The 23,482-nt window shown below is 64.5% G+C and carries 30 protein-coding genes; 20 read left to right on the top strand and 10 right to left on the bottom strand.

The window, feature by feature from the left end; all coding sequences use genetic code 11:
- Nucleotides 1–19: 19 nt before the first annotated feature.
- Entirely contained in the window at nt 20–214 is a 195-nt protein-coding gene (locus IVB23_RS03200) for a hypothetical protein (RefSeq protein WP_156504640.1), read from the bottom strand.
- Between the two features lie 413 nt (nt 215–627).
- On the opposite strand from IVB23_RS03200, the gene IVB23_RS03195 reads away from it, so the two are divergent.
- Both IVB23_RS03195 and IVB23_RS03190 read left to right on the top strand, forming a co-directional pair.
- Complete coding sequence (locus tag IVB23_RS03195; protein WP_165936172.1) at nt 628–792, top strand: hypothetical protein; 165 nt, start codon at nt 628–630, stop codon at nt 790–792.
- A gap of 32 nt (nt 793–824) precedes the next feature.
- A complete protein-coding gene (locus IVB23_RS03190) occupies nt 825–1,187 on the top strand; it encodes a hypothetical protein (RefSeq protein ID WP_061876518.1) in 363 nt (120 codons plus the stop codon).
- A 12-nt stretch (nt 1,188–1,199) separates the two neighbouring features.
- Here the strand turns inward: IVB23_RS03190 and IVB23_RS03185 are convergent, their stop codons facing one another.
- Nucleotides 1,200–1,445, bottom strand: coding sequence for a DUF6719 family protein (locus IVB23_RS03185; protein ID WP_247802443.1), 246 nt, complete (start codon nt 1,443–1,445; stop codon nt 1,200–1,202).
- A gap of 67 nt (nt 1,446–1,512) precedes the next feature.
- Nucleotides 1,513–2,982 (bottom strand): PLP-dependent aminotransferase family protein, encoded by a 1,470-nt coding sequence (locus IVB23_RS03180; RefSeq protein ID WP_247802442.1) that lies wholly within the window; start codon nt 2,980–2,982, stop codon nt 1,513–1,515.
- 75 nt (nt 2,983–3,057) lie between these two features.
- Here IVB23_RS03180 and IVB23_RS03175 point away from each other — a divergent pair, with 75 nt between their 5' ends.
- The 5 genes from IVB23_RS03175 to kynU all read left to right on the top strand — a co-directional run bounded on the left by IVB23_RS03175 (nt 3,058) and on the right by kynU (nt 8,344).
- Nucleotides 3,058–3,783 carry a pyridoxamine 5'-phosphate oxidase family protein gene (locus IVB23_RS03175; RefSeq protein WP_247802441.1) on the top strand — a complete coding sequence of 242 codons (726 nt, stop codon included), beginning with the start codon at nt 3,058–3,060 and terminating at the stop codon, nt 3,781–3,783.
- A 55-nt stretch (nt 3,784–3,838) separates the two neighbouring features.
- On the top strand, nt 3,839–5,116 hold the full coding sequence (locus IVB23_RS03170; protein ID WP_247802440.1) for an ArgE/DapE family deacylase: 1,278 nt from the start codon (nt 3,839–3,841) through the stop codon (nt 5,114–5,116).
- Between the two features lie 334 nt (nt 5,117–5,450).
- On the top strand, nt 5,451–6,260 hold the full coding sequence (locus IVB23_RS03165) for an alpha/beta hydrolase (RefSeq protein ID WP_247802439.1): 810 nt from the start codon (nt 5,451–5,453) through the stop codon (nt 6,258–6,260).
- Between the two features lie 33 nt (nt 6,261–6,293).
- Nucleotides 6,294–7,133, top strand: coding sequence for a tryptophan 2,3-dioxygenase (kynA, locus tag IVB23_RS03160; RefSeq protein WP_028180727.1), 840 nt, complete (start codon nt 6,294–6,296; stop codon nt 7,131–7,133).
- An 8-nt stretch (nt 7,134–7,141) separates the two neighbouring features.
- Nucleotides 7,142–8,344, top strand: coding sequence for a kynureninase (gene kynU / locus IVB23_RS03155; RefSeq protein ID WP_247802438.1), 1,203 nt, complete (start codon nt 7,142–7,144; stop codon nt 8,342–8,344).
- Nucleotides 8,345–8,467: 123 nt separating this feature from the next.
- Here kynU and IVB23_RS03150 read toward each other — a convergent pair whose 3' ends face one another.
- Nucleotides 8,468–9,247, bottom strand: a complete 780-nt coding sequence (locus IVB23_RS03150) for a cobalamin-binding protein (RefSeq protein ID WP_247802437.1) — start codon at nt 9,245–9,247, stop codon at nt 8,468–8,470.
- Nucleotides 9,248–9,365: 118 nt separating this feature from the next.
- Between IVB23_RS03150 and IVB23_RS03145 the strand changes: the two genes are divergently transcribed.
- Both IVB23_RS03145 and IVB23_RS03140 read left to right on the top strand, forming a co-directional pair.
- Nucleotides 9,366–9,764: a PaaI family thioesterase gene (locus IVB23_RS03145; protein WP_028182077.1), complete on the top strand. Its 399-nt coding sequence runs from the start codon at nt 9,366–9,368 to the stop codon at nt 9,762–9,764.
- 153 nt (nt 9,765–9,917) lie between these two features.
- Nucleotides 9,918–10,523, top strand: a complete 606-nt coding sequence (locus tag IVB23_RS03140) for a GNAT family N-acetyltransferase (protein ID WP_061876526.1) — start codon at nt 9,918–9,920, stop codon at nt 10,521–10,523.
- A gap of 80 nt (nt 10,524–10,603) precedes the next feature.
- On the opposite strand, the gene IVB23_RS03135 is transcribed toward IVB23_RS03140, so the two are convergent.
- From IVB23_RS03135 to IVB23_RS03125, 3 genes are all read right to left on the bottom strand, one after another.
- Complete coding sequence (locus IVB23_RS03135; protein ID WP_028182079.1) at nt 10,604–10,909, bottom strand: hypothetical protein; 306 nt, start codon at nt 10,907–10,909, stop codon at nt 10,604–10,606.
- Between the two features lie 95 nt (nt 10,910–11,004).
- Nucleotides 11,005–11,691: a DUF2161 family putative PD-(D/E)XK-type phosphodiesterase gene (locus IVB23_RS03130; RefSeq protein ID WP_061876527.1), complete on the bottom strand. Its 687-nt coding sequence runs from the start codon at nt 11,689–11,691 to the stop codon at nt 11,005–11,007.
- A gap of 96 nt (nt 11,692–11,787) precedes the next feature.
- Complete coding sequence (locus tag IVB23_RS03125) at nt 11,788–12,468, bottom strand: SDR family oxidoreductase (protein ID WP_247802436.1); 681 nt, start codon at nt 12,466–12,468, stop codon at nt 11,788–11,790.
- Between the two features lie 119 nt (nt 12,469–12,587).
- On the opposite strand from IVB23_RS03125, the gene IVB23_RS03120 reads away from it, so the two are divergent.
- Nucleotides 12,588–13,328, top strand: coding sequence for an SGNH/GDSL hydrolase family protein (locus IVB23_RS03120; RefSeq protein WP_061876528.1), 741 nt, complete (start codon nt 12,588–12,590; stop codon nt 13,326–13,328).
- On the opposite strand, the gene IVB23_RS03115 is transcribed toward IVB23_RS03120, so the two are convergent.
- Entirely contained in the window at nt 13,329–14,072 is a 744-nt protein-coding gene (locus IVB23_RS03115) for a tyrosine-protein phosphatase (RefSeq protein ID WP_061876529.1), read from the bottom strand.
- A gap of 70 nt (nt 14,073–14,142) precedes the next feature.
- On the opposite strand from IVB23_RS03115, the gene IVB23_RS03110 reads away from it, so the two are divergent.
- On the top strand, nt 14,143–14,454 hold the full coding sequence (locus IVB23_RS03110) for an MliC family protein (protein ID WP_061876530.1): 312 nt from the start codon (nt 14,143–14,145) through the stop codon (nt 14,452–14,454).
- 113 nt (nt 14,455–14,567) lie between these two features.
- On the opposite strand, the gene IVB23_RS03105 is transcribed toward IVB23_RS03110, so the two are convergent.
- Nucleotides 14,568–14,771: a DUF2735 domain-containing protein gene (locus IVB23_RS03105; protein ID WP_061876531.1), complete on the bottom strand. Its 204-nt coding sequence runs from the start codon at nt 14,769–14,771 to the stop codon at nt 14,568–14,570.
- A gap of 539 nt (nt 14,772–15,310) precedes the next feature.
- On the opposite strand from IVB23_RS03105, the gene IVB23_RS03100 reads away from it, so the two are divergent.
- From IVB23_RS03100 to IVB23_RS03075, 6 genes are all read left to right on the top strand, one after another.
- Nucleotides 15,311–16,345, top strand: a complete 1,035-nt coding sequence (locus IVB23_RS03100; protein WP_061876532.1) for a glutamine synthetase beta-grasp domain-containing protein — start codon at nt 15,311–15,313, stop codon at nt 16,343–16,345.
- Between the two features lie 194 nt (nt 16,346–16,539).
- Nucleotides 16,540–17,241, top strand: coding sequence for a GrlR family regulatory protein (locus IVB23_RS03095; protein WP_247804735.1), 702 nt, complete (start codon nt 16,540–16,542; stop codon nt 17,239–17,241).
- A gap of 18 nt (nt 17,242–17,259) precedes the next feature.
- Complete coding sequence (locus tag IVB23_RS03090) at nt 17,260–17,943, top strand: substrate-binding domain-containing protein (protein WP_247802435.1); 684 nt, start codon at nt 17,260–17,262, stop codon at nt 17,941–17,943.
- 32 nt (nt 17,944–17,975) lie between these two features.
- Nucleotides 17,976–18,797: a tetratricopeptide repeat protein gene (locus IVB23_RS03085; RefSeq protein WP_247802434.1), complete on the top strand. Its 822-nt coding sequence runs from the start codon at nt 17,976–17,978 to the stop codon at nt 18,795–18,797.
- A 71-nt stretch (nt 18,798–18,868) separates the two neighbouring features.
- Entirely contained in the window at nt 18,869–19,018 is a 150-nt protein-coding gene (locus tag IVB23_RS03080) for a hypothetical protein (protein ID WP_007609497.1), read from the top strand.
- A gap of 254 nt (nt 19,019–19,272) precedes the next feature.
- The gene (locus tag IVB23_RS03075) at nt 19,273–19,977 is read left to right on the top strand and encodes a GrlR family regulatory protein (RefSeq protein ID WP_061876535.1); all 705 of its coding nucleotides are present in this window, start codon (nt 19,273–19,275) and stop codon (nt 19,975–19,977) included.
- A gap of 80 nt (nt 19,978–20,057) precedes the next feature.
- Here the strand turns inward: IVB23_RS03075 and IVB23_RS03070 are convergent, their stop codons facing one another.
- Nucleotides 20,058–20,789, bottom strand: coding sequence for a DUF3750 domain-containing protein (locus IVB23_RS03070; RefSeq protein ID WP_061876622.1), 732 nt, complete (start codon nt 20,787–20,789; stop codon nt 20,058–20,060).
- Nucleotides 20,790–20,961: 172 nt separating this feature from the next.
- Here IVB23_RS03070 and IVB23_RS03065 point away from each other — a divergent pair, with 172 nt between their 5' ends.
- The 3 genes from IVB23_RS03065 to IVB23_RS03055 all read left to right on the top strand — a co-directional run bounded on the left by IVB23_RS03065 (nt 20,962) and on the right by IVB23_RS03055 (nt 23,445).
- Complete coding sequence (locus IVB23_RS03065) at nt 20,962–21,216, top strand: hypothetical protein (protein WP_247802433.1); 255 nt, start codon at nt 20,962–20,964, stop codon at nt 21,214–21,216.
- 72 nt (nt 21,217–21,288) lie between these two features.
- Entirely contained in the window at nt 21,289–21,642 is a 354-nt protein-coding gene (locus tag IVB23_RS03060; protein ID WP_197967893.1) for a hypothetical protein, read from the top strand.
- 180 nt (nt 21,643–21,822) lie between these two features.
- Nucleotides 21,823–23,445 carry an ABC-F family ATP-binding cassette domain-containing protein gene (locus tag IVB23_RS03055; protein ID WP_061876537.1) on the top strand — a complete coding sequence of 541 codons (1,623 nt, stop codon included), beginning with the start codon at nt 21,823–21,825 and terminating at the stop codon, nt 23,443–23,445.
- Nucleotides 23,446–23,482 lie beyond the last annotated feature (37 nt).

Here is a 23,482-nt window from a genome sequence, read left to right as displayed (position 1 = left end):
GTGACGCGCTTGCGTTCGCTCAAAGACGATCGCCCGGTTTCGCGAGATGCGAACCGGTCAGCCGCACGAACATCTGCGGTACAGCCTCGAAGCCGCGGCTCGATTGCAGCGCCATTTCGCCGGCGCTGCCGCGAACGGGGAGTTCGTCTCCGCGATCCCTCGGTGGATCCGCATCGCGCGGCGTTGCGCGATTTCCCGTCATCATGGCGGCCATTCCTCACGTGAACGCGCCCGATGAATCGGGCGTCTCGGTTTCGATGGCTTGGGTCGCGGCCGAACCGCGCCCGGTTCAATAGGATCGACCCGGCCCTCGTTTGCTGCCCCGTTCAGCAGAAAAACGTAAAATGCGTATGAAGCGCTTGAGGCGGGAGCATGACGGCGCCGGTGCAGGGGGCGTTTTCGGTGCTGGAGCCGGAACTTGCCGGGCCACTTTGAGCTGCACCCTGACCTCTCTGAAATGACTGGCATTTTCCGAAAATTGTTTCGTCGTCACGGACGGGACGAAACAATTCTCACGGCGACGAAACCATTTTCAGCTTTTCGCGCATCACGCGCGAAACCGCCCATGGTTATCAGCGTCACAACGACGACGGCGCACCGCCGGCTACCGAATTGGGATAAAAGATCATGCGCGCGCTCAGCTTCATCCTTGCTTTCGGTTTCGTGCTCGCCGGCTCCTCGTTCGCGGGGGCGCCTGACGGTAATCTCCCCGGTGTCGGGACCTTCCAGTACAGCGGCTCGCCCGTCACCATCACGCCAGCGCAGCCGATCGTGGTCGCCGCGCGCTTCTGACCGCACACAAGACAACAGCCGGCAAAGCCATCATGTTGCTTCGTCTCTGCGCCGCGGCGTTCGTGTCCCTTCTGACGGTCGGTTCCGTTCAGGCGCAGGTTCGCACACCCTCCCGGCTACCCGATCCACGCAGCGAATTCGTGCGCCAGTGCGCGCCGCGCATGCTCGGGCGCTGGGAGCATCCGGAAGCGGTTTGCAGCTGCCTCCACGACCATGCCGCCGCTGCCGTTGAGGACCGCGATCTGCGCGAGGCGCTGCTGCGCGGCATCACAGAGACCGGCGTGCCGACGATCGAGACCGATTGGGTACCTGTTTCCAAGCAGGGTGAGATCGGCCCGACCTTCACCAAGATCGCCAAACCGACCTTGCAGTGCATGTTCGATCCGGCGAAGTAGCTTCTCAGCTGATCATCTCGATTTCGGCCCGTGCCGCGGCACGCAGGATCTCGTGCGCGAGACACCCTTGTCCGTCATCTTGGCGCCGCGCACCTCCTTGACCTGACCGGCGGGGCAGGTTCCGTCATCCACGAGCACACGCTGACCGAGCTTCAGATCGACGATGTCCTGCTCGCGTCCGACGCTGCCAGCACCCGCGGTCGAGGCAAGCGCGGTGGCGATCAGGAGCGAACAGCAGGCGGTGCGAAGAAATGACATGACGGAAGCTCCCGGAATTGAAGCTGCAATGTAGGGGCCGGTCAGCGATTCTGATAGTGAAGCTTGGTCACGTCCGCCGTCCCGATCTGCTGTTCGCGCGCAAGGCCGAGCGCGATTCCCGCGCGAGCCGGTCGGCGGCCGCCACGAGTTGCGGAACTGCGTGCCCCGAAAATCCCAGCACGAATCCGGGCAGCGGACGCGCACGCGAATAAGTGTCGGCCAACAGCCAGCCCTCGGCGCCGGCCGCTCGTTTGGCCAGCGCTGCCACCGACAGGTCGACCGAAGGATCGAACCGGGCGACAAGATGCAGGCCCTGTGATGGCACCGGCACGGATAGAACGCCGTCGGACTTGGCCTCCAGCGTCTCGGCCAGCGCATCACGCGCCTCGCGATAGAGTTTTCGCACGCGCTTCAGGTTCGCGGCGAAGGCGCCGGAATTGAGCATGTCGGCCACCGCGCCTTCCATCAGCGTGCCGGGAAAGCGATCGAGCGCCGCGCGAGCTGCCGCCACGTCCGCGATCAGGCGTTCGGGCAGGGCGCAATAGCCGATGCGCAGGCCCGGAAACAGCGTCTTGGCAAACGTGCCCAGGTAGATCACGCGCTGGAGGCGATCGATGCCGGCGAGCGACATCAGCGGTGCGCCGTCATAGCGGAACTCGCTGTCGTAATCGTCCTCGAGCACGAAGGCGCCGGCCTGCCTTGCCCAGTCCAGAAGCTCGAGCCGCCGTGGCATCGACATCTGCACGCCAAGTGGAAATTGATGCGACGGTGTGACGTAGGCTGCGCGCGCGGACGGCGCCGCGATACGGCCGTTGGCGACACGCATCCCGTGCTCGTCGACGGGGACGGGTGCCGCGCGATAGCCGCAATGCGCGATGGTTTTTCGCGCGGCCGGATAGCCGGGGTCCTCGCACCACACCTGGTCGTTGGGCCTCAGGATCGCGCTCAGCACGATGCGCAGTGCGTGCAGCGTGCCCGACGTCAGCATGATCTGATCGGGATCGCAGCGCAGGCCGCGGGCCGACAGCAGATGATCGGCAATCGCCGCGCGGAGCTCGCGGCTGCCGCGGGGATCGCCATAATGCAGGTGCTCGGCCCCGAACGCACGCATGCGGCGGCCGACGAAGGCGCGAAAACGCTGCACCGCGCGCTCGTCGATGTGGGTGCAGCCGAGCGCGAACGCGCCTTGCCCGGGCGTTTCGACAACCACCTTCGGCTGATTCCGCTCGGCCACCCGCGCAGGGATTCGTGCGGCGACGAACGTTCCGGAGCCAACGGTTGCGTCGGCAAAGCCGTCGGCGATCAGACGCTCATACGCGGTGACGACGGCGTTGCGCCGGAAGCCGGTCTGCCTGGCCAGCGTCCGCGATGGCGGCAGCAGCTCGCCGGGCTTGACGAGGCCGGAGACGATCGTCTCGCACAGCGCCTGATAGAGCCGGTGCGCGGCGGACGCGCCGGCCGTGATGTGAGGCCCTGTGAGGTCGAGGGGAAGCTCGGTCTTGCCGGGCGCGGAGGAATTGGTTGGAATTTTTCGCATGGAATTGGAACTATCGCAGACCAAAAGCCCCGCTACAACTGCGCTGGAATTGTTCCAATCCGAGCGGGAGCGGCCGTGAGCCAGACTGAGACCTCAAATTCCTATCCGACGTCGGCGCGCAACCAGGTGAAGCGCCGGCATGACCGCGGCTTCTACGATCACGCCACGGTCCACCGCATCCTGGATGCCTCGATGCTGTGCCACGTCTCCTATGTGATCGACGGCCAGCCCTATTGCACGCCGACCTTCTTCTGGCGCGAGGGCACCAGGCTCTACTGGCACGGCTCGAGCGCCAGCCGCATGCTGCGCAATCAGACCAAGGGCGAGCGCGTCTGCCTGACGGTCGCCCATCTCGACAGCCTCGTGCTGGCGCGCTGCGGCTTCAACCATTCCGCCGATTACCGCGCAGTCATGGCATTCGGCACGGCCTATCTCGTCACCGACCCCGAGGAGAAGGAGCGGGCGGTGATCGCCATGGTCGACCGCTTCTTCCCGGATCGCACCGCCGGCCTGCGGCAGAGCACCGCGCAGGAGATCAAGGCGACGTCCTTCATCGCGATGGAGATCGAGGAAGCCTCGGCCAAGATCCGCGCCAAGGGTGTCGCTGACGACGACGAGGACTATGCGTTGCCGATCTATGCGGAGCGCATTCCGGTCCGCACCGTGCTCGGCGCTCCGGAGCCGTGCCCGCGCCTGCTCGACGGTGTGAGCCGGCCCGCGACGCTGAATGGCTATTCCGAAGGCCGGCTGCTCGAAGATGCATTGCGGGATGCTTATTTTGTGGAGTATCCGAACGGCTGAAATCGGCTAGTTTGCGCACTCCTTGAGAACCATTGAGATGCCTGGAGTTGCCCTGATGAATGCCGAAACGCAGCAGAGGATTCTTGACGCCGTCGACAGCGGCTTCGAAGCTCAGCTTGCAACCACCCGCGATTTCGTTGCGATCCCTTCGACCCGCGGGGCGGAGGGGCCGTGCCAGGACATGATCGGCGATCTCCTGCGGCAACGTGGCTACGAGGTCGACGATTGGCACATCAATGTCGACGATTTGAAGGATCTGCGCGGCTTCGGTCCGATCGAGCACGAATTTTCGAAGGCGCGTTCCGTGGTGGGCACTTACCGTCCCCAGACCAATGGCGGTAAATCGCTGATTCTGCAGGGGCACTGCGACGTGGTGCCGGCCGGCCCGCTGGAATTGTGGGATACGCCGCCATTCTCGCCGGTCATCAAGGACGGCAAGATGTTCGGCCGCGGCGCCTGCGACATGAAGTCGGGCACGATCGGTGCACTCTATGCGCTGGACGCGATCAAGGCCGCCGGCTTCAGGCCGACGGCGCGGATCCACTTCCAGTCCGTGATCGAGGAAGAGAGCACCGGCGTCGGCGCACTCTCGACCTTGCAGCGCGGCTATCGCGCGGATGCCTGCTTCATTCCGGAGCCGACCGGCGGCAAGATGGTGCGCTCGCAGGTTGGCGTGATCTGGTTTCGCCTGCGCGTGAAGGGCCATCCGACCCACGTTGCCTTCGCAGGTTCGGGCGCGAACGCGATCATGGCGGCGTATCACCTGATCCAGGCATTGCAGAAGCTCGAGATCGAATGGAATGAGCGCGCCAAGACCGATCGTCACTTCAAGACGCTCAACCATCCCATCAACTTCAACCCCGGCATCATCAAGGGCGGCGACTGGGCCTCGAGCGTGCCGGCCTGGTGCGACGTCGATTGCCGGATTGCGGTATTGCCGGGCTGGTCGATCGCCGATCACCAGAAGGAGATCATGGCTTGCGTCGCCGCCGCTTCGCGCAACCACCGCTTCCTCGCCAACAATCCGCCTGAGGTCGAATGGTCCGGCTTCCTGTCGGAGGGCTACGAGCTGACCGACGCGGCAGAGCCCGAGGCTGCGTTCGGCAGGGCGTTCAACAAGGTCTATGGCGGTATGCCGGAGGATCTCGTCTTCACCGCGCTGACCGACACGCGCTTCTATGGCCTCAACCACGGCATTCCGAGCTTGTGTTTCGGAGCCAGCGGAGGCGAGATGCATGGCTTCAACGAGTTCGTCGACCTGGAGTCGCTGAAGAAGACGACCAAGGCGATGGCGCTGTTCATTGCCGAATGGTGCGGCGTCGAGAAGGCTTAGGCCCTCCGCCGTCATTGCGAGGAGCCCTTGCGACGAAGCAATCCAGGCTGTTGCCGTGGAGGCAGACTGGATTGCTTCGCTGCGCTCGCAATGACGGATGATAGTCCTGTAAGGTGGACAAAGGCGTACTTGCGCCGTGCCCACCATCGTTTATCACCCGAATGAATTGGTGGGCACGCTCCCGCGTTACCTACCGTAGGGCGTCTCGTTAGGAGCGCCCAATGCCCAATCCACCGGCTCTCTATATCCTTTAAGCTTAAAATAAAGACTAGGATGCCGCCCCGACCGGTGGCAGACTGGCGCCCGGTCGCAAGACGAGTTCGCGGGAGTCACGATGCGCGATTGGGATGACGCCTATGCCAATTCGGCCCATATCCCGGGCGCGGACAAAATGCCGGCGCTGTGGGCGGAGCGGGCGGCGACGTACCGCGCCGGACTGACAGAGTTTCGTTCCGACATCGCCTATGGCGCCGGCGAGCGCCAGAAGCTCGACCTGGTCCTGCCCGACGGCGACAGCAAGGGCCTCGTCGTGTTCGTCCATGGCGGCTACTGGCTGCGCTTCGACAAATCGACCTGGACCGATCTCGCCGAAGGTGCGCGCCATCATGGCTGGACGGTGGCGCTGCCGAGCTACACGCTGGCGCCGGCCGCGCGCATCTCCGACATCACAGCCGAGATCGCCGCCGCGATCGCCAAGGCGGCCTCGCTGGTCGCAGGTCCGATTCGGCTCGCCGGCCATTCCGCCGGCGGCCATCTCGTCACCCGCATGCTGTGCGACGGCAGCCGCCTCGAGCCCGCCGTCTACAACCGCATCGCCGGCACGCTCTCGATCAGCGGCCTGCACGATCTGCGTCCGCTGCTGAAGACCAAGATGAACGAGACGCTGCGCATGACGATGGAGGAGGCGACGCTGGAAAGCGCCGTGCTGCATCTGCCGCGCGGGCATTCCCCTGTGACCGCCTGGGTCGGCGGCAGCGAGCGGCCCGAATTCATCCGCCAGTCCGATCTGATTGCCAATATCTGGACCGGCTTCGACGTGCCGACGCACCTCGTCATCGATCCCGGCCTCAACCATTTTACCGTGATCGACGGACTGAAGGATCCGTCGTCGCCGATCACCGCCCGCCTGATCGGCCTCGACTGACGAAGCATGGAAGATCGATCGAAAGGACTTGGCATGACGTCCAGCGATTACGATCCCACGAGCGAAGGCGCCGAGACCGATTTCGCACGGCGGATGTCCTACGGCGACTACCTTGCACTGGATGCGATCCTCGGCGCGCAGCACCCGCTGTCGGAGGCGCATGACGAGATGCTGTTCATCATCCAGCATCAGACCACGGAGCTCTGGATGCGGCTTGCCATCCACGAGCTCAGCGCCGCGCGTCGGGCCATCGCGAAAGACGAGGTGCAGCCCGCCATGAAGATGCTGGCGCGGATGTCGCGCATCTTCGAGCAGCTCAACGGCGCCTGGGACGTGCTGCGCACGATGACGCCCAGCGAATATACCCGCTTCCGCTCGCAGCTCGGGCAATCCTCGGGCTTCCAGTCGCGGCAATACCGGCTGATCGAATTTCTGCTTGGCAACCGCAACCACGCCATGCTGAAGCCGCACGCGCACGATGCGGAGACCACGAAGCTGCTCGAAGCGGAACTTGCAACGCCAAGCCTCTATGACGAGGTGTTGCGCCTCGCCGACCGCAACGGGCTCAAGATGCCTGCGGCAGTGCTGGCGCGCGATGTTCGCGAGACCCACAGCTTCAACGAGGGCGTGCTGCAGGCCTGGCGTATCGTCTACGAGGCGCCGGAGACGCACTGGATGCTCTACGAACTGGCCGAGAAGCTGGTCGATTTCGAGGACTATTTCCGGCGCTGGCGCTTCAACCATGTGACGACGGTCGAGCGCGTCATCGGATTCAAGCGCGGCACCGGCGGCACTGGCGGCGTCAGCTATCTCAAGCGCATGCTGGAGGTCGAACTGTTTCCCGAACTCTGGCGCGTGCGCACGATTCTGTAGGGGTGTCCATGACCCGGCTTCGCGTCTACGACGACACCAGGGCGCTGTTCCATTTGCCCGACGGCGTGATCTATCTCGACGGCAACTCGCTGGGTGCGCTGCCGCTGGGCGTTGCCGAGCGCGTTGGCCGCGTCATCACGGACGAGTGGGGCAACGAGCTGATCCGCGCCTGGAACACCGCGGGCTGGTACGCCCAGCCGCGTCATGTCGGCGACCGCATCGCGCTGCTGGTCGGCGCGGAAGCGGGCTCCGTGATGGTCGGTGACACGCTGTCGCTCAAGGTCTATCAGGCGCTCGCCGCCGCGCTCGACATGAACGCCTCGCGCAAGGTGATCCTGTCGGATACCGGCAATTTCCCGACCGACCTCTACATGGCCGAGGGCCTGATCGAAACGCTCGGGCGCGGCCATCAATTGCGCCTGGTGGCGCCGGAGGAGATCGAGACCGCGTTGTCGGAGGAGGTCGCGGTGCTCTACATCACCGAGGTTGACTACCGCACCGGCCGCCGTCACGACATGGCGAAGTTGACCACGAAAGCGCATGCCCTCGGCATCGTCACTGTCTGGGATCTCGCGCATTCCGCCGGCGCGCTGCCGGTCGATCTCGCCGGCAGCGGGGCCGATTTCGCCGCTGGGTGCACCTACAAATATCTCAATGCCGGTCCCGGCTCGCCGGCTTTCCTCTACGTCGCGCCGCGCCATGCCGATAGCGCGCGGGCCGCGCTGTCGGGCTGGATGGGTCATGCCAAGCCCTTTGCCTTCGAGCTTGCCTATGCCGCCGCCGGCGGCGTCGAGCGCATGCGCGTCGGCACTCCGCCGGTGCTGGCAATGGCGGCGCTGGAAGCCTCGCTCGACATCTGGGACCGCGTCGACCTCGCCGAGGTCCGCGCCCGCTCCCTGGCGCTCGGCGATCTCCTGATTGCCGAGGTCGAGCGCCGCTGTCCGTCCCTGAAGCTGGTGACGCCACGCGCTCATGAGCGCCGCGGCTCGCAGGTCTCCTTCGCATTCGAGGGCGGCTATGCCGCGATGCAGGCCCTGATCGCGCGTGGCGTCATCGGCGATTTCCGCGCGCCCGACATCATGAGATTCGGGATTACGCCGCTCTATGTCGGCGAGCGCGACGTTATGAAGGCGGCCGAGATCATCGAGGATGTCATCGTCGGCGATGTGTGGCGCCGGCCGGAGTACCAGGTCGTCAACGCGGTGACGTGAGGAAGGTCGCTTCCTCAGACGTCATTGCGAGGAGCGCTTGCGACGAAGCAATCCAGAATCCCTCCGCTGTGACACTGTGGATTGCGTCGCCTCGCGCGCATGACGGTAATAGATCTGGCGCGTTCATCCCCACAACGCCGCTACGATCGCATCGAGTCCGTCCGTCAGCGCCGCGGGTCCCGGCTGCAAAATCATCGCCGACTTGATCTCGACGATGCGATTGTCGCGCACGGCCGGGATGCCGCTCCATCCATCGCGCTGCTTGATGCGGGTGGGCACGACCTTCTTGCCGCACCAAGAGGCGAGGATGACGTCAGGTGCGGCCTCGCGCACCGCCTCTGTCGAAACGATGCGATCCTTTGCCGCCGGCCGATGCTTCAGTTCCGGGAAGACATCCATGCCGCCAGCGATCTCGATCAACTCGGAGACCCAGCCGATGCCCGAGATCAACGGATCATCCCATTCCTCGAAATAGACTTTTGGCGGCGGCGAGGGGCGGGGCGCTGCGGCGACTGCCGCAAGGCGCCGCTCGAAGCCTTGCGCGAGGTGTTCCGCGCACCCGGCGGCGCCGACCAGTGCACCCAGCGTGCGGATCATCGCCAGAATCCCGGCGATGTCGCGCTGGTTGAAGACGTGGACATCGATGCCGGCGCGGACGAGATCGGCCGCGATGCCGGCCTGGAGATCGGAGAATGCGAGCACGAGGTCCGGCTCCAATGCCAGGATCTTCGGGATGTCCGCTGAGACGAAAGCGGACACCCGTGGCTTCTCGCGCCGCACCTGCGGGGGCCGCACGGCGTAGCCGGAGACGCCGACGATACGGTCCTGCTCGCCGAGCAGATAGAGCGTCTCGACCGTCTCTTCGGTGAGACAGACGACGCGGCGGGGCGGGAAGTGGCGCATGGAGCGAGCATATGCGCAAACGCGGCTCATATGTCAGCACCGCCATTACCTCGGAGGTCATTGCTTTGCCGCGCGAAGCCATTCACGTTGAGACAACAATGAATTGGGAGGGCTTTTGATGACGCCGCTCGAGAAACTTAAAGCGATGAAGATGCCGTTCGCCGAGCTCAAGGGCGTCGAGTTCGTCGAGGCAGAGAAGGACCGCGTGGTGGCGCGGATGACGGTCCGGCCCGATCTCTGCACGCTTCACCACACCATCCATGGCGGGGCAGTGATGGCGCTCGCCGATTCCGTCGGCGCGGCGGCGACCGTGATCAATCTGCCCGAGGATGCCAAGGGCACGACCACGCTGGAGAGCAAGACCAATTTCATTGGCGGGGCCAAGGAGGGAACCACAGTCATCGCCACCGCCACTCCGGTTCATCGTGGCCGGCGGACCCAGATCTGGACCACCCGGCTGGAAACCGAGGATGGCAAGCTGGTTGCCGTAGTGACCCAGACGCAGCTGGTCCTGTAAGTCTACGGGAGTTTGATTTTATTAACGAATTAGTCGCTCCCGCTGCCTCTAACTTGGGCAGGTCTCCGTCTTGAAAATTATGGTGCGATGCACAATATAAGAGGCCTAGGGATTCGAACGCCTCCTCGAGGGACACCAAGAGGAGTTTCTGACGTGGTACTTGAAGAGACCGTCCGCACCGCTCCCGGCTATGTGCGGACCTTGATCCAGCAGGAAGAATTGCCGCTCCTGCGCGATCATCTGCTGAGGCTTGATGCCGGCAGTCGACACGACCGCTTCAACGGCTTTCTCGACGACAGCTTCATCGAGCGTTACGCCGCCCGCTGCGCCGAAGACGGCACCGTGATCGTGGCCTATATCGTCGATGGCGTGGTCCGTGGCGCGGCCGAGTTGCATCCGCCGGAGCATGATTGTTTGCCCGAAGTCGCCTTCAGCGTGGAAGCTTCCGCGCGCCGCCAGGGTGTCGGCACAGTGCTGTTCCGCCGCCTGATCGCGGAGGCGCGCTGGAAAGGCTATAAGCAGCTGCGCATCACGACGGGTGCCGAGAACCACGCGATGCGGGCGCTCGCCAGGAAGTTCGGGGCGCATCTGGCTTTCCGCCACGGCGAATCGACTGGTACGATCGACCTCGCGAGGACGCCTGAGGCCGAACTCGCCGATCTCGCGGCGTCGCCGTTCACGGCCGGGCGCGCTCTTCTCAGCTTCAACAGCACTTGCTGGAAGCTCATCTCAAGCATGTACGGCAGTCGCGCCGCATAGCCTGAAGGCACCGGACACGAATCAAAAAGCGGACCGGCACGGCCGGTCCGCTTTCGTATTCGGGGTGGTGAAATGAACGCTCAGGTGCCAGTGCGCTTGTCGTTGCCGAAACGGCGGACGACGCGGCGCTCGACCACCACGGAGCGCTGCGCGCCCTGTTCGCCAGCGATGACGCGCGTGGCCGTGATGCGGCTGTTGGTGCGGGCCTGCTTCTTCACCTCGGCCTGGACAACGTCGAGCGGCATTCCCATCAAGGCTGCGGCGATCTCGGCCTGCTGCGCCTGATCGTCGGTGATGCCGACGGCGGCGAAGATCGCCTCATCCAGGGTGGGCGGATCGTGGCGCACGCGCCGCGTGCCATATTTGGTGTTCCAGTCTGCGCTCATAACGGCCTCGTTTTGATGCCGGGATACCTAGTGCCCTGAATGTTGCATTGCAATATGGAATCGGCGTGGCAGCTCAGCTATGCACCGTTCGGGTGTCATGGCGGTGACACAGCACCTGCGACGACCCCCACACGTTGCTGAGGCCAGCGTTTCAGAGCTGCGTCTCCGGCTTCGGTGAGCCGGTAAATTCCCCGCTCAGTGCGTTCGAACCAGCCATACACATTGTTAAGCAAGATCTTGCCGGCATCGGGACAACGTTCCCGCAGCTCGCGCACGGGCTTCGGGCCTTCGGCGAGCGCCGACGCGCAGGCCAGTGCCTGCTGCCGATAGGCCGTCATGATCGGTGCGCGGGTGCTGCCGCCGAGCACGGGATCGCCCTGGCGCCGCTGATGCTCGGCGACGAGCCGCGAGCGCACCTTCGGCTCCCGGCGCGGCGCAGCGGTCGGCGGTTTCACCAGCACCTCGACCTGGCCGCGATCGGTCACCCCAAGCATGCCGAAGCCGAGACGGCGGCAGAGATTGCGGTAGCGCGCATCGCTCTCGCGTCCCTTGCCGCGCGCCGACATCTTGGCCGCGATCCAGACCTCGTCGCCGGCCGGCGCGCGGTCGACTGCCTGCAGGATCAGCTCGAGATTGAAGGCAAGCTTGAGCTCGCCGATGACCACGACCGGCGGATCGCCGGCGCTGAGACCGACGAGATCGCAGCCGCCGATCTCGCCCTTGACCGTGAAGCCAAGCTCTTCGAGGAAGCGTTTGACGGGCAGGTATAGCGCGGTTTCCAAGGCGGTTCCGATCGGAGAATCAGTTGCGGCTAGTCTAGTGCCTTCTCGCCTCTGATTGAATCAAGCCGGTGTTCGGACGATCAGATCAAAACGCAATCACACCCGACCACCTACCGGAATCAGCGCACCGGTGACGCCGCTCGCGGCGTCGCTGGCAAGGAACAGGATGACCTCGGCGAGTTCCTGCGGCGTCACCCATCTGGAGAAATCGGCCTTCGGCATGTCGGCGCGATTGGCCGCGGTGTCGATGATCGAGGGCAGCACGGCATTCACGGTGACCTTGCCCTTCCATTCGTTGGCGAGCGCCTCGGTGAGGCGATGCACGCCGGCCTTCGAGGCCGCATAGGGCCCCATGCCGCTGCCCGCCTGGAGCGCGCCCATCGCGCCGATATTGACGATGCGGCCGGCCTTGGACGCGGCGAGGTGCGGCAGCGCCGCGCGCGAGGCGTTGAGCGCGGTGAGCACGTTGAGCGCGTGCATGCGCTGCCACGTCTTGACGTCGCCGTCGCCGATGGTCTCGAAGGCGAAGCCGCCGGCAATGTTGATCAGCGCATCGAGCCGGCCGAATTGCTTTGCGGCCGTCTCAACGGCCGTCGTTGCCTGCGCCGGGTCGGACAGGTCGACGCCGCCGATCTCGATGCGGTCGGGCGTCGGGGGCACTTGCGAAGGCGCGTGATCGATGCCGGCCACGCGCGCGCCGCGCGCCAGCGCCGTCTCGGCGACCACCTTGCCGAGCGCGCCGAGTGCGCCCGTCACGAGAACCACTTTTCCGTGCACGTTGCTCTCCGTCGTTACCTCTTGCGCTCCGACATTGCGCGGGCCGAATTGGACTTGCAATGCCGGCGGCTTCAAGGCTGAATGAGTTCTGCAACCTTGAATAGCGTGAGGGTGTTGGTATGTCCGAAAGTCTGCCAGCCGTAGACATCCCGCAGGACATCATCGCGCTCAAATACCCGCTGCGACGCTTCTTTGAGGCTCTGCGCGGAGAAGGTCCGGCTCGCATCGTGGCGATGGGATCATCCTCAACGGCGGGACGTGCGGATGTCGTGCCTTACCCCGCCCGCCTGGAGATGTATTTGAGGCAGCACTACGCCGGCCCCTTGCCGAAGCTTCGCATCGACGTCCTGAACCGCGGCAAGGGCGGAGAGGAGGCGCCGACAGAACTCGATCGGTTCGACGCAGATATTTTCGCGGACCGGCCCGCGATGGTGCTTTGGCAGGTCGGGACCAACGCTGTCTTCCGCAAGAACGAGTTCAACTTTCAGCAGGTGCTGGACAGTATCGCCGAAGGCGTGCGCCGGCTGGGGCAGCATCCAATGGATGTTGTGTTGATTGATCCGCAATATGTCACCGCCATGCTCCGCGACGACAAGGCCGAGCTTTCGGAGCAGATGGTCTCGAAGATCCGGGAGATCGCGGAAGCTGCGAAGGTCAATGTGTTCCGACGTTGGGCCCTGATGCGGCATTGGCATGTGCAGAATGGCGTGCCATTCGACCAGATGGTCGATCCAACGGATCGGCCCGACATGCTTCACCAGAGTGACTGGAGCACGCTTGAGGTCTCCAAAGCCCTGTGTCAGGCGATCACCGACGCTGTCCCGCCGGGGACGTGGCTGACCGACCAAGCAACGTCCTGATCAGGCTTGCAGATAGCGCGCCTTCAGCGCGGCCCGCTCGGCTTCGCCGAGCTTGAGCCCGTCGCGCAGATAGGTTTCGAGATCGCCATACTCGCTGCCGACGGCCTCGAAGGCCGCAGCAAGATACGAGGTCTCCACGCTGCCGATGGCGTTGCGGACGTCCTCGGGCAGATCCGTGGCGGCCGTCGCATCGCGCTTGTAGTGACGGTTGGTCAAGAGGTAATCCTCGGCGATGATGTCGTCGGGCACGCCCAGCGCATGCAGGATCAGCGCGCTGGCGAAGCCGGTGCGGTCCTTGCCGGCGGTGCAGTGGATCACGAGCGGCGCGCGGTCTTCCAGCAAATGGCCGAACAGCGCACGAAAGCAGTGCGTGTTGTGGCGAACATAGTTCCGATAGGACTCGCGCATGAGCTCGAGCGCCACGGGCGCGGTGAGCGTGCCCCGGGTGAGCTCGGCGCGCAGCGCGGCGACGACGGTCGGCTCGATCGGCAGCGAATGCACCGTGATCTCGTTCACGACGCAGATGCCAGCTGCGCGCTCCTCCAGGCCACGGAAATCGAATGCGCTTCTGACGCCCAGCGCGCGGACGATCTCGACGTCGGCTGCGGTGAGCTGGCCGAGATGATTGGAGCGGAAGATGTGCCGCCAGCGCGTGATGCGGCCATCGGTGGTCGGATAGCCGCCGAGATCGCGAAAATTGCTGGCGCCTTGCAGGGCGAGATGGCGGGCAGGAGAGTCTGACATGAGATCAGCTTGGGTTATGTTCCATTGGACGCACGACGGGCGTTCTTAAGGGCTACTAGAGGGGGCGATCATGGGCTGCCACAAGGCCATTCTTTTGGCGGTCACCATGCTGGCGGGCGGAATTTGCCACGCGCCGCAGGCCGATGCGCAGACGTTCCGGACCTATCGCTGTGCCGATGGTACACGGTTCATCGTTGGTTTTTATGATGGCGACAAGCGCGCCTTTCTGCAGATCGACGGCGAGCCCGTAACGCTCGCGAAGCGGCTGGCGGTCTCTGGCGCGCGCTATTCGGGAGCCGGTATCACGCTGACCATCGGGAAGGCCGGGACCACCACGGTCAAGCATCTGAAGCGGCCGGTCACGGCCTGCGCGGTGATTTGATCGGCATGGTTCAGGCAGGAATCAAAAAGGGCCGAAACGCCGTTGTTTCGGCCCTTTTCAAACTGCCGCCGGGCGACTTCGAGAGCGCGGCGGTCTCAAACCAACGATAGGCATCAGCGATCCCATTTCGGCTTGGCTTCGTCGACCGCATCCTGGTGATACCAGCTGTCGCTGCAGATCGAGACGTTCGAGGGCAACGAGGCGTGATCGGCAGGAAGGCGGGTCTCGCCATAACGGCGTCCCCCGAGCGCCGCACGGCCGCCGACGGGGAATTGGTAGATCTTCGCAGATCCGTGACTAAGACCATTGTTCATCATTACGATTTCTCCTTGGTCGAAGCGCCTTGGCCTCCATGGTGCGCCCGACTCGTTCGATTGTGGTTACTGGAATCCCCATATCGGCCGGGCTTCCCGGATTGGAAAGTGCTGAAAAGAAAATCAGTTTTCGCCCAATTTGTGGGCAGGCAGCCTTCTGCATCGTCTAAGGCACGATCCCTCTGACCAACGCATGGGCCATTCCGAAGGTTGCGGTGCAGGGGGCGGATAGTTTGCGAAAATTGCCGGACGTTGATGCGCGTTTAGTCGGCAACTTCCGGGACGATGCTAGCTGCTCCAGAATCGGGCGTTTTCCGAGGAATTTTGCAGTGCAGCTTCACGTGAAGGTGCGCGGCTATGACGCACGGTGCCGTGAGTGGTTCGCCGGCGACGTGGGGAGATCGGCCGCGGTGGAAAACCGCCCGTACTGCGGCTTTTTGGCACGTAAAATGCTTGGGAAGCGCCGGCCGATGATGGCCGGGTACAAAACGTGCGGGGGCCTTCAGGCCCCCAACCTTTCGCATCATCTACAGAGAGGCTCAATGACCAAGTACAAGCTCGAGTACATCTGGCTCGACGGATATACGCCGACTCCGAATTTGCGCGGCAAAACTCAGATCAAGGAATTCGCGTCGTTCCCGACGCTCGAGCAGCTTCCGCTCTGGGGCTTCGATGGCTCCTCCACCATGCAGGCCGAAGGCCACAGCTCTGATTGCGTGCTGAAGCCGGTCGCGGTGTTTCCGGACGGCGCGCGCACCAACGGCGTGCTGGTGATGTGCGAAGTCATGATGCCGGACGGCAAGACCCCGCATCCGTCCAACAAGCGCGCCACCATCCTGGACGACGCCGGCGCCTGGTTCGGCTTCGAGCAGGAATACTTCTTCTACAAGAACGGCCGGCCGCTCGGTTTCCCCGAGGCCGGCTATCCGGCGCCGCAAGGTCCGTACTACACCGGCGTCGGCTATTCGAACGTCGGCGACGTCGCCCGCAAGATCGTCGAAGAGCATCTCGACCTCTGCCTGGCTGCCGGCATCAACCATGAAGGCATCAACGCGGAAGTCGCAAAGGGCCAGTGGGAATTCCAGATCTTCGGCAAGGGCTCCAAGAAGGCCGCTGACGAAATGTGGATGGCCCGCTACCTGATGCTGCGCCTGACCGAGAAGTACGGCATCGACATCGAATTCCACTGCAAGCCGCTCGGCGATACCGACTGGAACGGCTCGGGCATGCATGCGAACTTCTCGACCGAGTACATGCGGACGGTCGGCGGCAAGGAGTATTTCGAGGCGCTGATGGCCGCCTTCGACAAGAACCTGATGGACCACATCGCCGTCTACGGCCCGGACAACGACAAGCGTCTGACCGGCAAGCACGAGACCGCGCCGTGGAACAAGTTCAGCTACGGCGTTGCCGACCGCGGCGCGTCGATCCGCGTTCCGCACTCCTTCGTCAACAACGGCTACAAGGGCTATCTGGAAGACCGCCGTCCGAACTCGCAAGGCGACCCCTACCAGATCGCCTCGCAGATCCTGAAGACGATCGCGTCCGTGCCGACCGACAAGAAGGCCGCGGCCTAAGATCCTCCCGGCCCGGGCTGGGGGGCTGGCCCGGGTTGGTCTCAATCCGCCGGAGCTGCAAGGCTCCGGCGGATTTTTGCATTTGAATGACGGTCGTTTCCGTGTCTGCCGACCGCGGCTCCGCGAAACTTGTCCATTGCTGCCGAAAGCGGGATAGAGTGCTCCAGGATGCGGGCAGGGCCGGGGCACGGCTGGTGTTTGAAGGCTTCTACAAGGTGAGATTTCAGCTCGGCGATGCCATCGGCCGGAGCGTGATGCATGCCGGCAACGGCAAGATGCTCGGCGGCAATTCGGCCTTCGCTCATATCGGCACCTACGTGAAGACCGGCGAGGGCGTGGACGTCGTGATCAGCACCGTCCGCCATAACCCGGATCCGAGCTACCGCGCCATGGCGGGCACGGACGATGCGACCTTGATCGCGAAGGGCTGGGCGGACGGCGATCTCTATCGCTTCAAGGGTGAGCTGAAGGAGCTGCCCGGCGTGCCGTTCCAGTCGGTGATGACGCCGATCACGGATGACGAAGTACCGATCGCCGGCGGCGTCGGCGAGGCCGGCATCGCCGACGGCCTCTACTCGATCCATCTGCGGATGCTCGACGGTCTCGACGGAGGCCTCACCGGCGTGATGCTGCTCAACCAGGGCCGCATCCTCGGCGGCGACGCATCATTCCATTATCTCGGCAGCTACACCGCCGCGAACGGCCGCTGGAAGGGCCAGATTCTCAACCAGGAGCACACGCCGGCCAAGGACGATCCGATCTTCGGCGGCCACGAGGTCGGCATCGGCTTCTCCGGCAGCTACGATGCGGAGCACGCGGTGCTGGAGGCCACAGCGCTTGCCGGCAAGCGCAGCCTGCGCCTCACCGCCGCGCTGAAGCTGATGCATCGCGCCTGATCGCGCCAGGAACCGCGCATGGAAAATGTCCGCATGCTCTCGACGCTCGGCCTCATGGGCGCGATGCGCAGCCTGTCCTCGGCCTTCGAGACTGCAACCGGCATCCATGTCGATGCCGATTTCGCGCCGACCCTGGCGCTGCTGAAGCGGTTGCGCGAGGGCGAGGCCGCCGACCTCGTCATCCTCACCCGCGAAGGGCTCGACGAGATGATCGGCGAGGGGCGTGTGCTTGCCGAGAGCGCGGCCGATCTGGCGCGGTCCTTCGTCGGCATCGCCGTTCGGGCCGGGCACGCGCACCCCGACATCGGCAGCGAAGCGGCGCTGCGCACGACCCTGCTCGCAGCGCGGTCCGTCGCCTATTCGCGGCTCGGTGCGAGCGGCGTGTACTTCGCTGAGCTGATCGTGCGGATGGGGATCGCGGCGGAGATCAACGCCAGGGCCACCATCGTCGAGCAGGGATTTACGGCGGAGCGGCTCGTGACCGGCGAGGCGGACCTCGCCGTGCAGCAGATCAGCGAGCTGAAGCAGGTTGGCGGCATCGAGGTCGTCGGCCCGATTCCGCGCGATTTGCAGACGCCGGCCGTGTTCTCCGCCGGCCGCATGGCGAATGCGAAACATGCCGACGCCGCAGACCGGCTGCTGCGCTATCTGGCATCGCCTGATGTCGTGCCCGTGCTGCGCCAATCAGGACTCGAGCCTTGAATTTGCCGGGACGGGGACGCAACGTGACGACCATGCGGACTTACCTCCTTGCCATGCTGTTTGCGCTCGCCGTGCCCCTGACGGCGCAGGCGCAATCGGCCGACCTCGTTCTGTGCGACCGGGTCGCCGCCGATCCCAGCGATCCCGACAAGCCGGCCGACGTCAAGGGCGCGGCGGAGATTGCGGCCTCCGACATTGCGACCGCGGTCAGGTTCTGCAAGCAGGCCGCGCCATCCTCGCGGCGCGCGATGTTCGCGCTCGGCCGCGCCTATGCGGCCAACAGGCAGACGGCCGACGCGATCGCAGCCTGGCGCAAGGCCGCCGACAAGGGATCGAGCGCGGCCATGGTCGAACTCGGCGTGGCCTACGCCACCGGCGCGGGCGTTGCCAAGGACGAGGCGCAAGCGCGAAAGCTGTTCGAGAAGGCGGCGCAGGCCGGCAACCCCCGTGGCGTCAGCAATCTCGCCGCGCTCGGCGGCGCAGGTGGCGCCGCGCCGGCCGATCCCGCGCAGGCGCGCGCGCTGCTCGGCAAGGCTGCCGAGACCAACGCGGAAGCGCAGTACCAGCTCGGCCTGATGCTCTCCGAAGGCGCGGGCGGTGCGAAGGACGACGCCGCGGCGCGTGCGCTGTTCGAGAAGGCGGCGGCACAAAACCATCCCGGCGCATTGGAGCGGATGGGCGCCTTCGCGCAGGAAGGCCGCGGCGGGCCCAGGGACAAGGACGCCGCGAAGGCCTATTACGAGCGCGCTGCGGCGCTCGGCGACGAGGACGCGAAGAAGGCGCTGGAGCGCATTCGCTGTCCCTATGCGATCAAGGACAAGCAGGGCAAGCTCGTCACCACGCTGTGTTTCTGAGCAGAGCCGGGACCTGACGGAACCCGGCTCGCGCGTACGTCGTTGTCGTCCGGACAAAACGGAGCGCGATCATGATCCGCAAACTGGCATCGGGCGAATACCGCCTCTATTCACGCAAGGTGAATCCGAAGACCGGCAAGCGTCGCAATCTCGGCACGTTCAAGAGCCGTGCAGCCGCCGAGAAGCACGAGCGCGAGGTGCAGTACTTCAAGCGTCACTGACGCGTGAGGGCCTTTTCCGCGAGTCAGAGACAAAAGTCGAAAAACAACCCCATGCACAGTAGCCAAGCCGTTGAAATCACACGCATGCGGATTTTGCGAAGTCGATTTGACCCGTCGGGGCAAAACAGGGGCATAATGGCATCGTGGTGGACGTGCGTTCCGTGGCCGGTGCTGCGCGGAAAAGCCGGTGGCTTCAGTGCCGCGACGATGCTAGGTAGCCGACAATTGTTTTCCGATTTTGCGAGTTCAAGGCATTGCTGGACGGGCTCTACAAGGTTGAATACGGCGTCAACGACGGGTTTGGCCGCAGCATCATGTGCCTGCATGACGGCAAGATGCTGGGCGGCAATTCGGGCTTTGCGCATCTCGGCAGTTATGTCGAGCGTGACGGCGAGATCATCGCCCAGGTCATCACCGAGCGGCACAATCTGGACCCCAGCTACAAGCCGCTGATGGGAGCGGATGTCGCCTCGATCGCAGCGCGCGGCCGGCTCTACGGCAACCAGATCCGTCTCGAGGGCGGCGCGGACACCATGCCGGGCGCCAGGTTCTGGGCCAATCTCACGCGGCTCGACGACGAGGGGGGGCCGCCGAGCGGTGCGGTCGGGCCAGGCGGTATCGCCAACGGGCTCTACGGGATGAAGCTGAGCGCGCTGGACGGCATCGATGCTGGACTGTCCGGCGTGATGCTGCTGATCGACGGGCGCATCCTCGGCGGCGATGCGTTCTTCTACTATCTCGGCTCCTATTCCTCGGCGGACGGCCGGTGGAAGGGCGAGATGCTGAACCAGGAGCACACGCCGGCGAAAGGCGAGAACCCCGTGTTTGGCGGCTTCGAGGTCGGGATCGGCTTCTCCGGCACCTGCACGGCCGACAGCGGCGAGCTCGAAGGCATCGCGCTCGCGGGGAAGCGCAGCTTACGGCTTGCGGCGTCGCTCAAGCTGATGCGGCGGGCGTAGGACTGTTTCCCGGAATCAAGGATGCCTCACGCGTGGCCGGCGTGAATGGGCCCGGGGCTCCGGCAATTCGGAATCTGTTCTTACACGCCGGTGGTGACCCCAACGCGGCCGAGGCCTGGCAATTTGAGCGCCGGGCGCCGGATGTCGACGCCGAGCACGGCGCCGAAGAAATTGATCTCCAGGCCTTCGACCCAGCCGATCGAAAAGCCGATATATCCGGCAAGTGAAGCATAGATGCCTGTGCCGGACGCCGTTACGCCGAACCATCTGCCGGTATACGGGAAGTCCTTGCCGATCGCGGTCGGCGGCAGGACGGCTCGGAGCTCAGGGACGGAGTCGAGTGCGGCCTGCACGAAGGTGTTTGAATTGGGACCAGGCCAGACGCTGTAATCTCCATAGGATCGAAACCTGTAGTTTTCGATCACATCTCTGATCTTCGGGATCAGCGCCTCCGCGCGCGCTCCATCTACGGCCACAATGGTTTCCGGCGCAGCGCCGAACCACCGCCCGTCCGGAGCGAAGCCGTTGGTGCGGATCGGCTCGCCCCACGCCGTGTAGTCATACCGGGTGTAGGTCGCGGCATCCTTCTCTTTTACGACGATCCAGGTGTGAATTGCGAAGATGCTGCGCCATCTCACCGTTCTCGCCCCGAATACCCGTACGACGGCTTCGCGATGATCGGCCGCGGCGGCCAGAAGCCCCGCGCTCGACCGATCGGCCGTTTGCCAATTCTGGCGGCCATCGCCCAGCCAGAAATATCTCGCCGCTGATGCGGTAAGCGGTGCGATGACGAGGAACAGAAAGATGAGCAAGGGCTTCTTCAAGGGAGCGGTACGGCAGGGGCTTCGACGAAACTATATAGTTCGCATGAATGCCGCCGCCATAGCTGCTCCCATTGGTTCCCAACGCGCTTGTCAGCAGCGCCGGACGGGCACCCGAGATTAAGTCGTTGTTCCGCAACCGCACCAGCATTGGAGCGCGCCCATGGACATGAAGGAAGCCGCGGCCATGACGGAAGCCTCCGGGCTGACGGACGATCAGGGCGGCATACAGCAGGCTTCGAGCCCGCGGTCAGGTTCCGGAGAGCAAAGAGGCGCTTCCAGCCGGCAGCTCCACTCGCCCTCGTCGGATTCGGTGAAGCGATGGGCCGACCAGTTGCGCGAGGTGACAGTGAAGGCGCCTTTGGTGTCTTTGCTTGTTGCCTTTCTGGCCGGAGCATGGATCGCTCGCCGTCGATAGGAGCTGCGCGCTGCGCGATTTCATCACCAGGAACCCAGCGCTTTCGGAGCTGGCCGGAATCGGAGAGGACAAATGAGGCTTCTGGCGGCGGTCGTGACCATTCTTCTGGGCACCATTTCGTTCTCCATGGCGCAAAGCTCGGGAGGCTCTTCAGGCGGTTCTTCATCCGGCGGCGGCGCGAGTGCGGCTGGTTCGAGCGGCGCGGGCGGCTCGACGCTCTCGAATGGGACGACGCTCAGCGGAACAGGCGGTTCGCCAGGCCCCAACACGCTCAATGCAAAAAGCCGGGGAAGGACGGGCGCAAGACCCGGTGCTACCCCTTCTGATCAGGAAGGCGGTGGATCTCGACCGACCTACAACACGCCCGCCGCAAACGCTGCCATCCAGCAGCTCGGAAATACCAATACGGGCATCCTCAAGAAGTGACGATCATCAAGACCGGGCGGCGGCTCGACCACCAAGAGGTGGCTCATCGGGGGTTATAATCCCGAAAGCTGCGGTTTGAACGACGGTATTGCGGCCGGGTGGTGCGCTGGTCCCGGGCTTCCCCTGGAAGCCCGTATGGCCTATGACGCTGCAACGCAAAAATCCCCCCAAAAAGACCTCATGATCCGCCTCGACAACGTCAGCAAGCAAGCCGGCCACCAGATCCTGTTCATCGAAGCCTCCGCCGCCCTGAACAAGGGCGAGAAGATCGGCCTCGTCGGGCCGAACGGCGCCGGCAAGACCACATTGTTCCGGATGATCGCCGGCGAGGAGCTGCCTGACGAGGGGCAGGTCTCGACCGATCGCGGCATTACCATCGGTTATTTCAACCAGGACGTCGGCGAGATGAGCGGCCGCAGCGCGGTGGCCGAGGTGATGGATGGCGCCGGCCCCGTCAGCGAGGTTGCGGCCGAGCTGCGCGAGCTCGAGGCCGCGATGGCCGACCCTGAAAAGGCCGATCAGATGGACGAGATCATCGCGCGCTACGGCGAGGTGCAGCATCGTTTCGAGGAGTTGGACGGCTATGCACTCGATGGCCGTGCGCGCGAAGCGCTGTCCGGCCTCGGGTTCAGCCAGGAGATGATGGACGGCGACGTCGGAAAACTCTCCGGCGGCTGGAAGATGCGCGTGGCGCTGGCGCGTATTCTCCTGATGCGTCCCGACGTGATGCTGCTCGACGAGCCGAGCAACCATCTCGATCTCGAAAGCCTGATCTGGCTGGAAAAATTCCTGCACGATTACGAAGGCACGCTGCTGATGACCTCGCATGACCGCGAGTTCATCAACCGCGTCATCTCCAAGGTGATCGAGATCGACAGCGGCTCGCTCACCACCTACACCGGCAATTACGAGTTCTACGAGCAGCAGCGGGCGCAGAACGAGAAGCAGCAGCAGGCCCAGTTCGAGCGACAGCAGGCCATGCTGGCCAAGGAGATCAAGTTCATCGAGCGCTTCAAGGCGCGCGCCTCGCATGCAGCACAGGTGCAGAGCCGGGTGAAGAAGCTCGACAAGATCGAACGGGTCGAGCCGCCGCGCCGCCGCCAGAGCGTGGCGTTCGACTTTTTGCCGGCGCCGCGCTCGGGCGAGGACGTCGTGGCGCTCAAGAACGTGCACAAGGGCTATGGAGCTAAGCGCATCTATGATGGCCTCGACTTCATGATCCGCCGCAGGGAGCGCTGGTGCGTGATGGGCGTCAACGGCGCCGGCAAGTCGACGCTGCTCAAGCTGGTCGCCGGCGCGAGCGAGCCGGACCAGGGCACCGTGGCGCTCGGGGGCAGCGTCAAGATGGGCTATTTCGCCCAGCACGCGATGGACCTGCTCGACGGCGAGCAGACGGTGTTTGAGTCTCTCGAATATGCATTTCCGACCGCCGGGCAGGGCTCGTTGCGCGCGCTCGCCGGCTGCTTCGGCTTCTCTGGCGACGACGTCGAGAAGCGCTGCCGCGTGCTGTCCGGCGGCGAGAAGGCGCGCCTCGTGATGGCCAAGATGCTGTTCGATCCGCCGAACTTCCTGGTGCTGGACGAGCCGACCAACCATCTCGACCTCGCCACCAAGGAGATGCTGATCAACGCGCTGTCGGATTTCGAGGGCACCATGCTGTTCGTCTCGCATGACCGGCATTTTTTGGCGACGCTATCGAACCGGGTGCTGGAGCTGACGCCGGATGGCATCCACCAGTACGGCGGCGGCTACACGGAGTATGTCGCGCGCACCGGACAGGAGGCGCCGGGATTGCGGAGCTGATCCTGCCGATCCATTCCGGCGCCGACGGCCGGGCTCA

The organism is Bradyrhizobium sp. 191, assembly GCF_023100985.1.
Lineage (GTDB): Bacteria > Pseudomonadota > Alphaproteobacteria > Rhizobiales > Xanthobacteraceae > Bradyrhizobium > Bradyrhizobium diversitatis.
Note: the sequence above shows the minus strand (reverse complement) of the source record. Positions and strands in the feature narration are given on the sequence as shown.

Bases quoted from the DNA above. Each gene is read 5' to 3' on its own strand.
- IVB23_RS03195 (WP_165936172.1), top strand. From the start codon at position 628: ATGCGCGCGCTCAGCTTCATCCTTGCTTTCGGTTTCGTGCTCGCCGGC.
- IVB23_RS03100 (WP_061876532.1), top strand. From the start codon at position 15,311: ATGACCAAGTACAAGCTCGAGTACATCTGGCTCGACGGATATACGCCG.
- IVB23_RS03115 (WP_061876529.1), bottom strand. From the start codon at position 14,072: ATGTCAGACTCTCCTGCCCGCCATCTCGCCCTGCAAGGCGCCAGCAAT.
- IVB23_RS03150 (WP_247802437.1), bottom strand. From the start codon at position 9,247: ATGCGCCACTTCCCGCCCCGCCGCGTCGTCTGTCTCACCGAAGAGACG.
- IVB23_RS03065 (WP_247802433.1), top strand. From the start codon at position 20,962: ATGGACATGAAGGAAGCCGCGGCCATGACGGAAGCCTCCGGGCTGACG.
- IVB23_RS03105 (WP_061876531.1), bottom strand. From the start codon at position 14,771: ATGATGAACAATGGTCTTAGTCACGGATCTGCGAAGATCTACCAATTC.
- IVB23_RS03090 (WP_247802435.1), top strand. From the start codon at position 17,260: ATGGAAAATGTCCGCATGCTCTCGACGCTCGGCCTCATGGGCGCGATG.
- IVB23_RS03190 (WP_061876518.1), top strand. From the start codon at position 825: ATGTTGCTTCGTCTCTGCGCCGCGGCGTTCGTGTCCCTTCTGACGGTC.
- IVB23_RS03145 (WP_028182077.1), top strand. From the start codon at position 9,366: ATGACGCCGCTCGAGAAACTTAAAGCGATGAAGATGCCGTTCGCCGAG.
- IVB23_RS03180 (WP_247802442.1), bottom strand. From the start codon at position 2,982: ATGCGAAAAATTCCAACCAATTCCTCCGCGCCCGGCAAGACCGAGCTT.
- IVB23_RS03165 (WP_247802439.1), top strand. From the start codon at position 5,451: ATGCGCGATTGGGATGACGCCTATGCCAATTCGGCCCATATCCCGGGC.
- IVB23_RS03170 (WP_247802440.1), top strand. From the start codon at position 3,839: ATGAATGCCGAAACGCAGCAGAGGATTCTTGACGCCGTCGACAGCGGC.
- IVB23_RS03055 (WP_061876537.1), top strand. From the start codon at position 21,823: ATGATCCGCCTCGACAACGTCAGCAAGCAAGCCGGCCACCAGATCCTG.
- IVB23_RS03135 (WP_028182079.1), bottom strand. From the start codon at position 10,909: ATGAGCGCAGACTGGAACACCAAATATGGCACGCGGCGCGTGCGCCAC.
- IVB23_RS03200 (WP_156504640.1), bottom strand. From the start codon at position 214: ATGGCCGCCATGATGACGGGAAATCGCGCAACGCCGCGCGATGCGGAT.
- IVB23_RS03060 (WP_197967893.1), top strand. From the start codon at position 21,289: ATGAGGCTTCTGGCGGCGGTCGTGACCATTCTTCTGGGCACCATTTCG.
- kynA (WP_028180727.1), top strand. From the start codon at position 6,294: ATGACGTCCAGCGATTACGATCCCACGAGCGAAGGCGCCGAGACCGAT.
- IVB23_RS03110 (WP_061876530.1), top strand. From the start codon at position 14,143: ATGGGCTGCCACAAGGCCATTCTTTTGGCGGTCACCATGCTGGCGGGC.
- kynU (WP_247802438.1), top strand. From the start codon at position 7,142: ATGACCCGGCTTCGCGTCTACGACGACACCAGGGCGCTGTTCCATTTG.
- IVB23_RS03185 (WP_247802443.1), bottom strand. From the start codon at position 1,445: ATGTCATTTCTTCGCACCGCCTGCTGTTCGCTCCTGATCGCCACCGCG.
- IVB23_RS03120 (WP_061876528.1), top strand. From the start codon at position 12,588: ATGTCCGAAAGTCTGCCAGCCGTAGACATCCCGCAGGACATCATCGCG.
- IVB23_RS03085 (WP_247802434.1), top strand. From the start codon at position 17,976: ATGCGGACTTACCTCCTTGCCATGCTGTTTGCGCTCGCCGTGCCCCTG.
- IVB23_RS03080 (WP_007609497.1), top strand. From the start codon at position 18,869: ATGATCCGCAAACTGGCATCGGGCGAATACCGCCTCTATTCACGCAAG.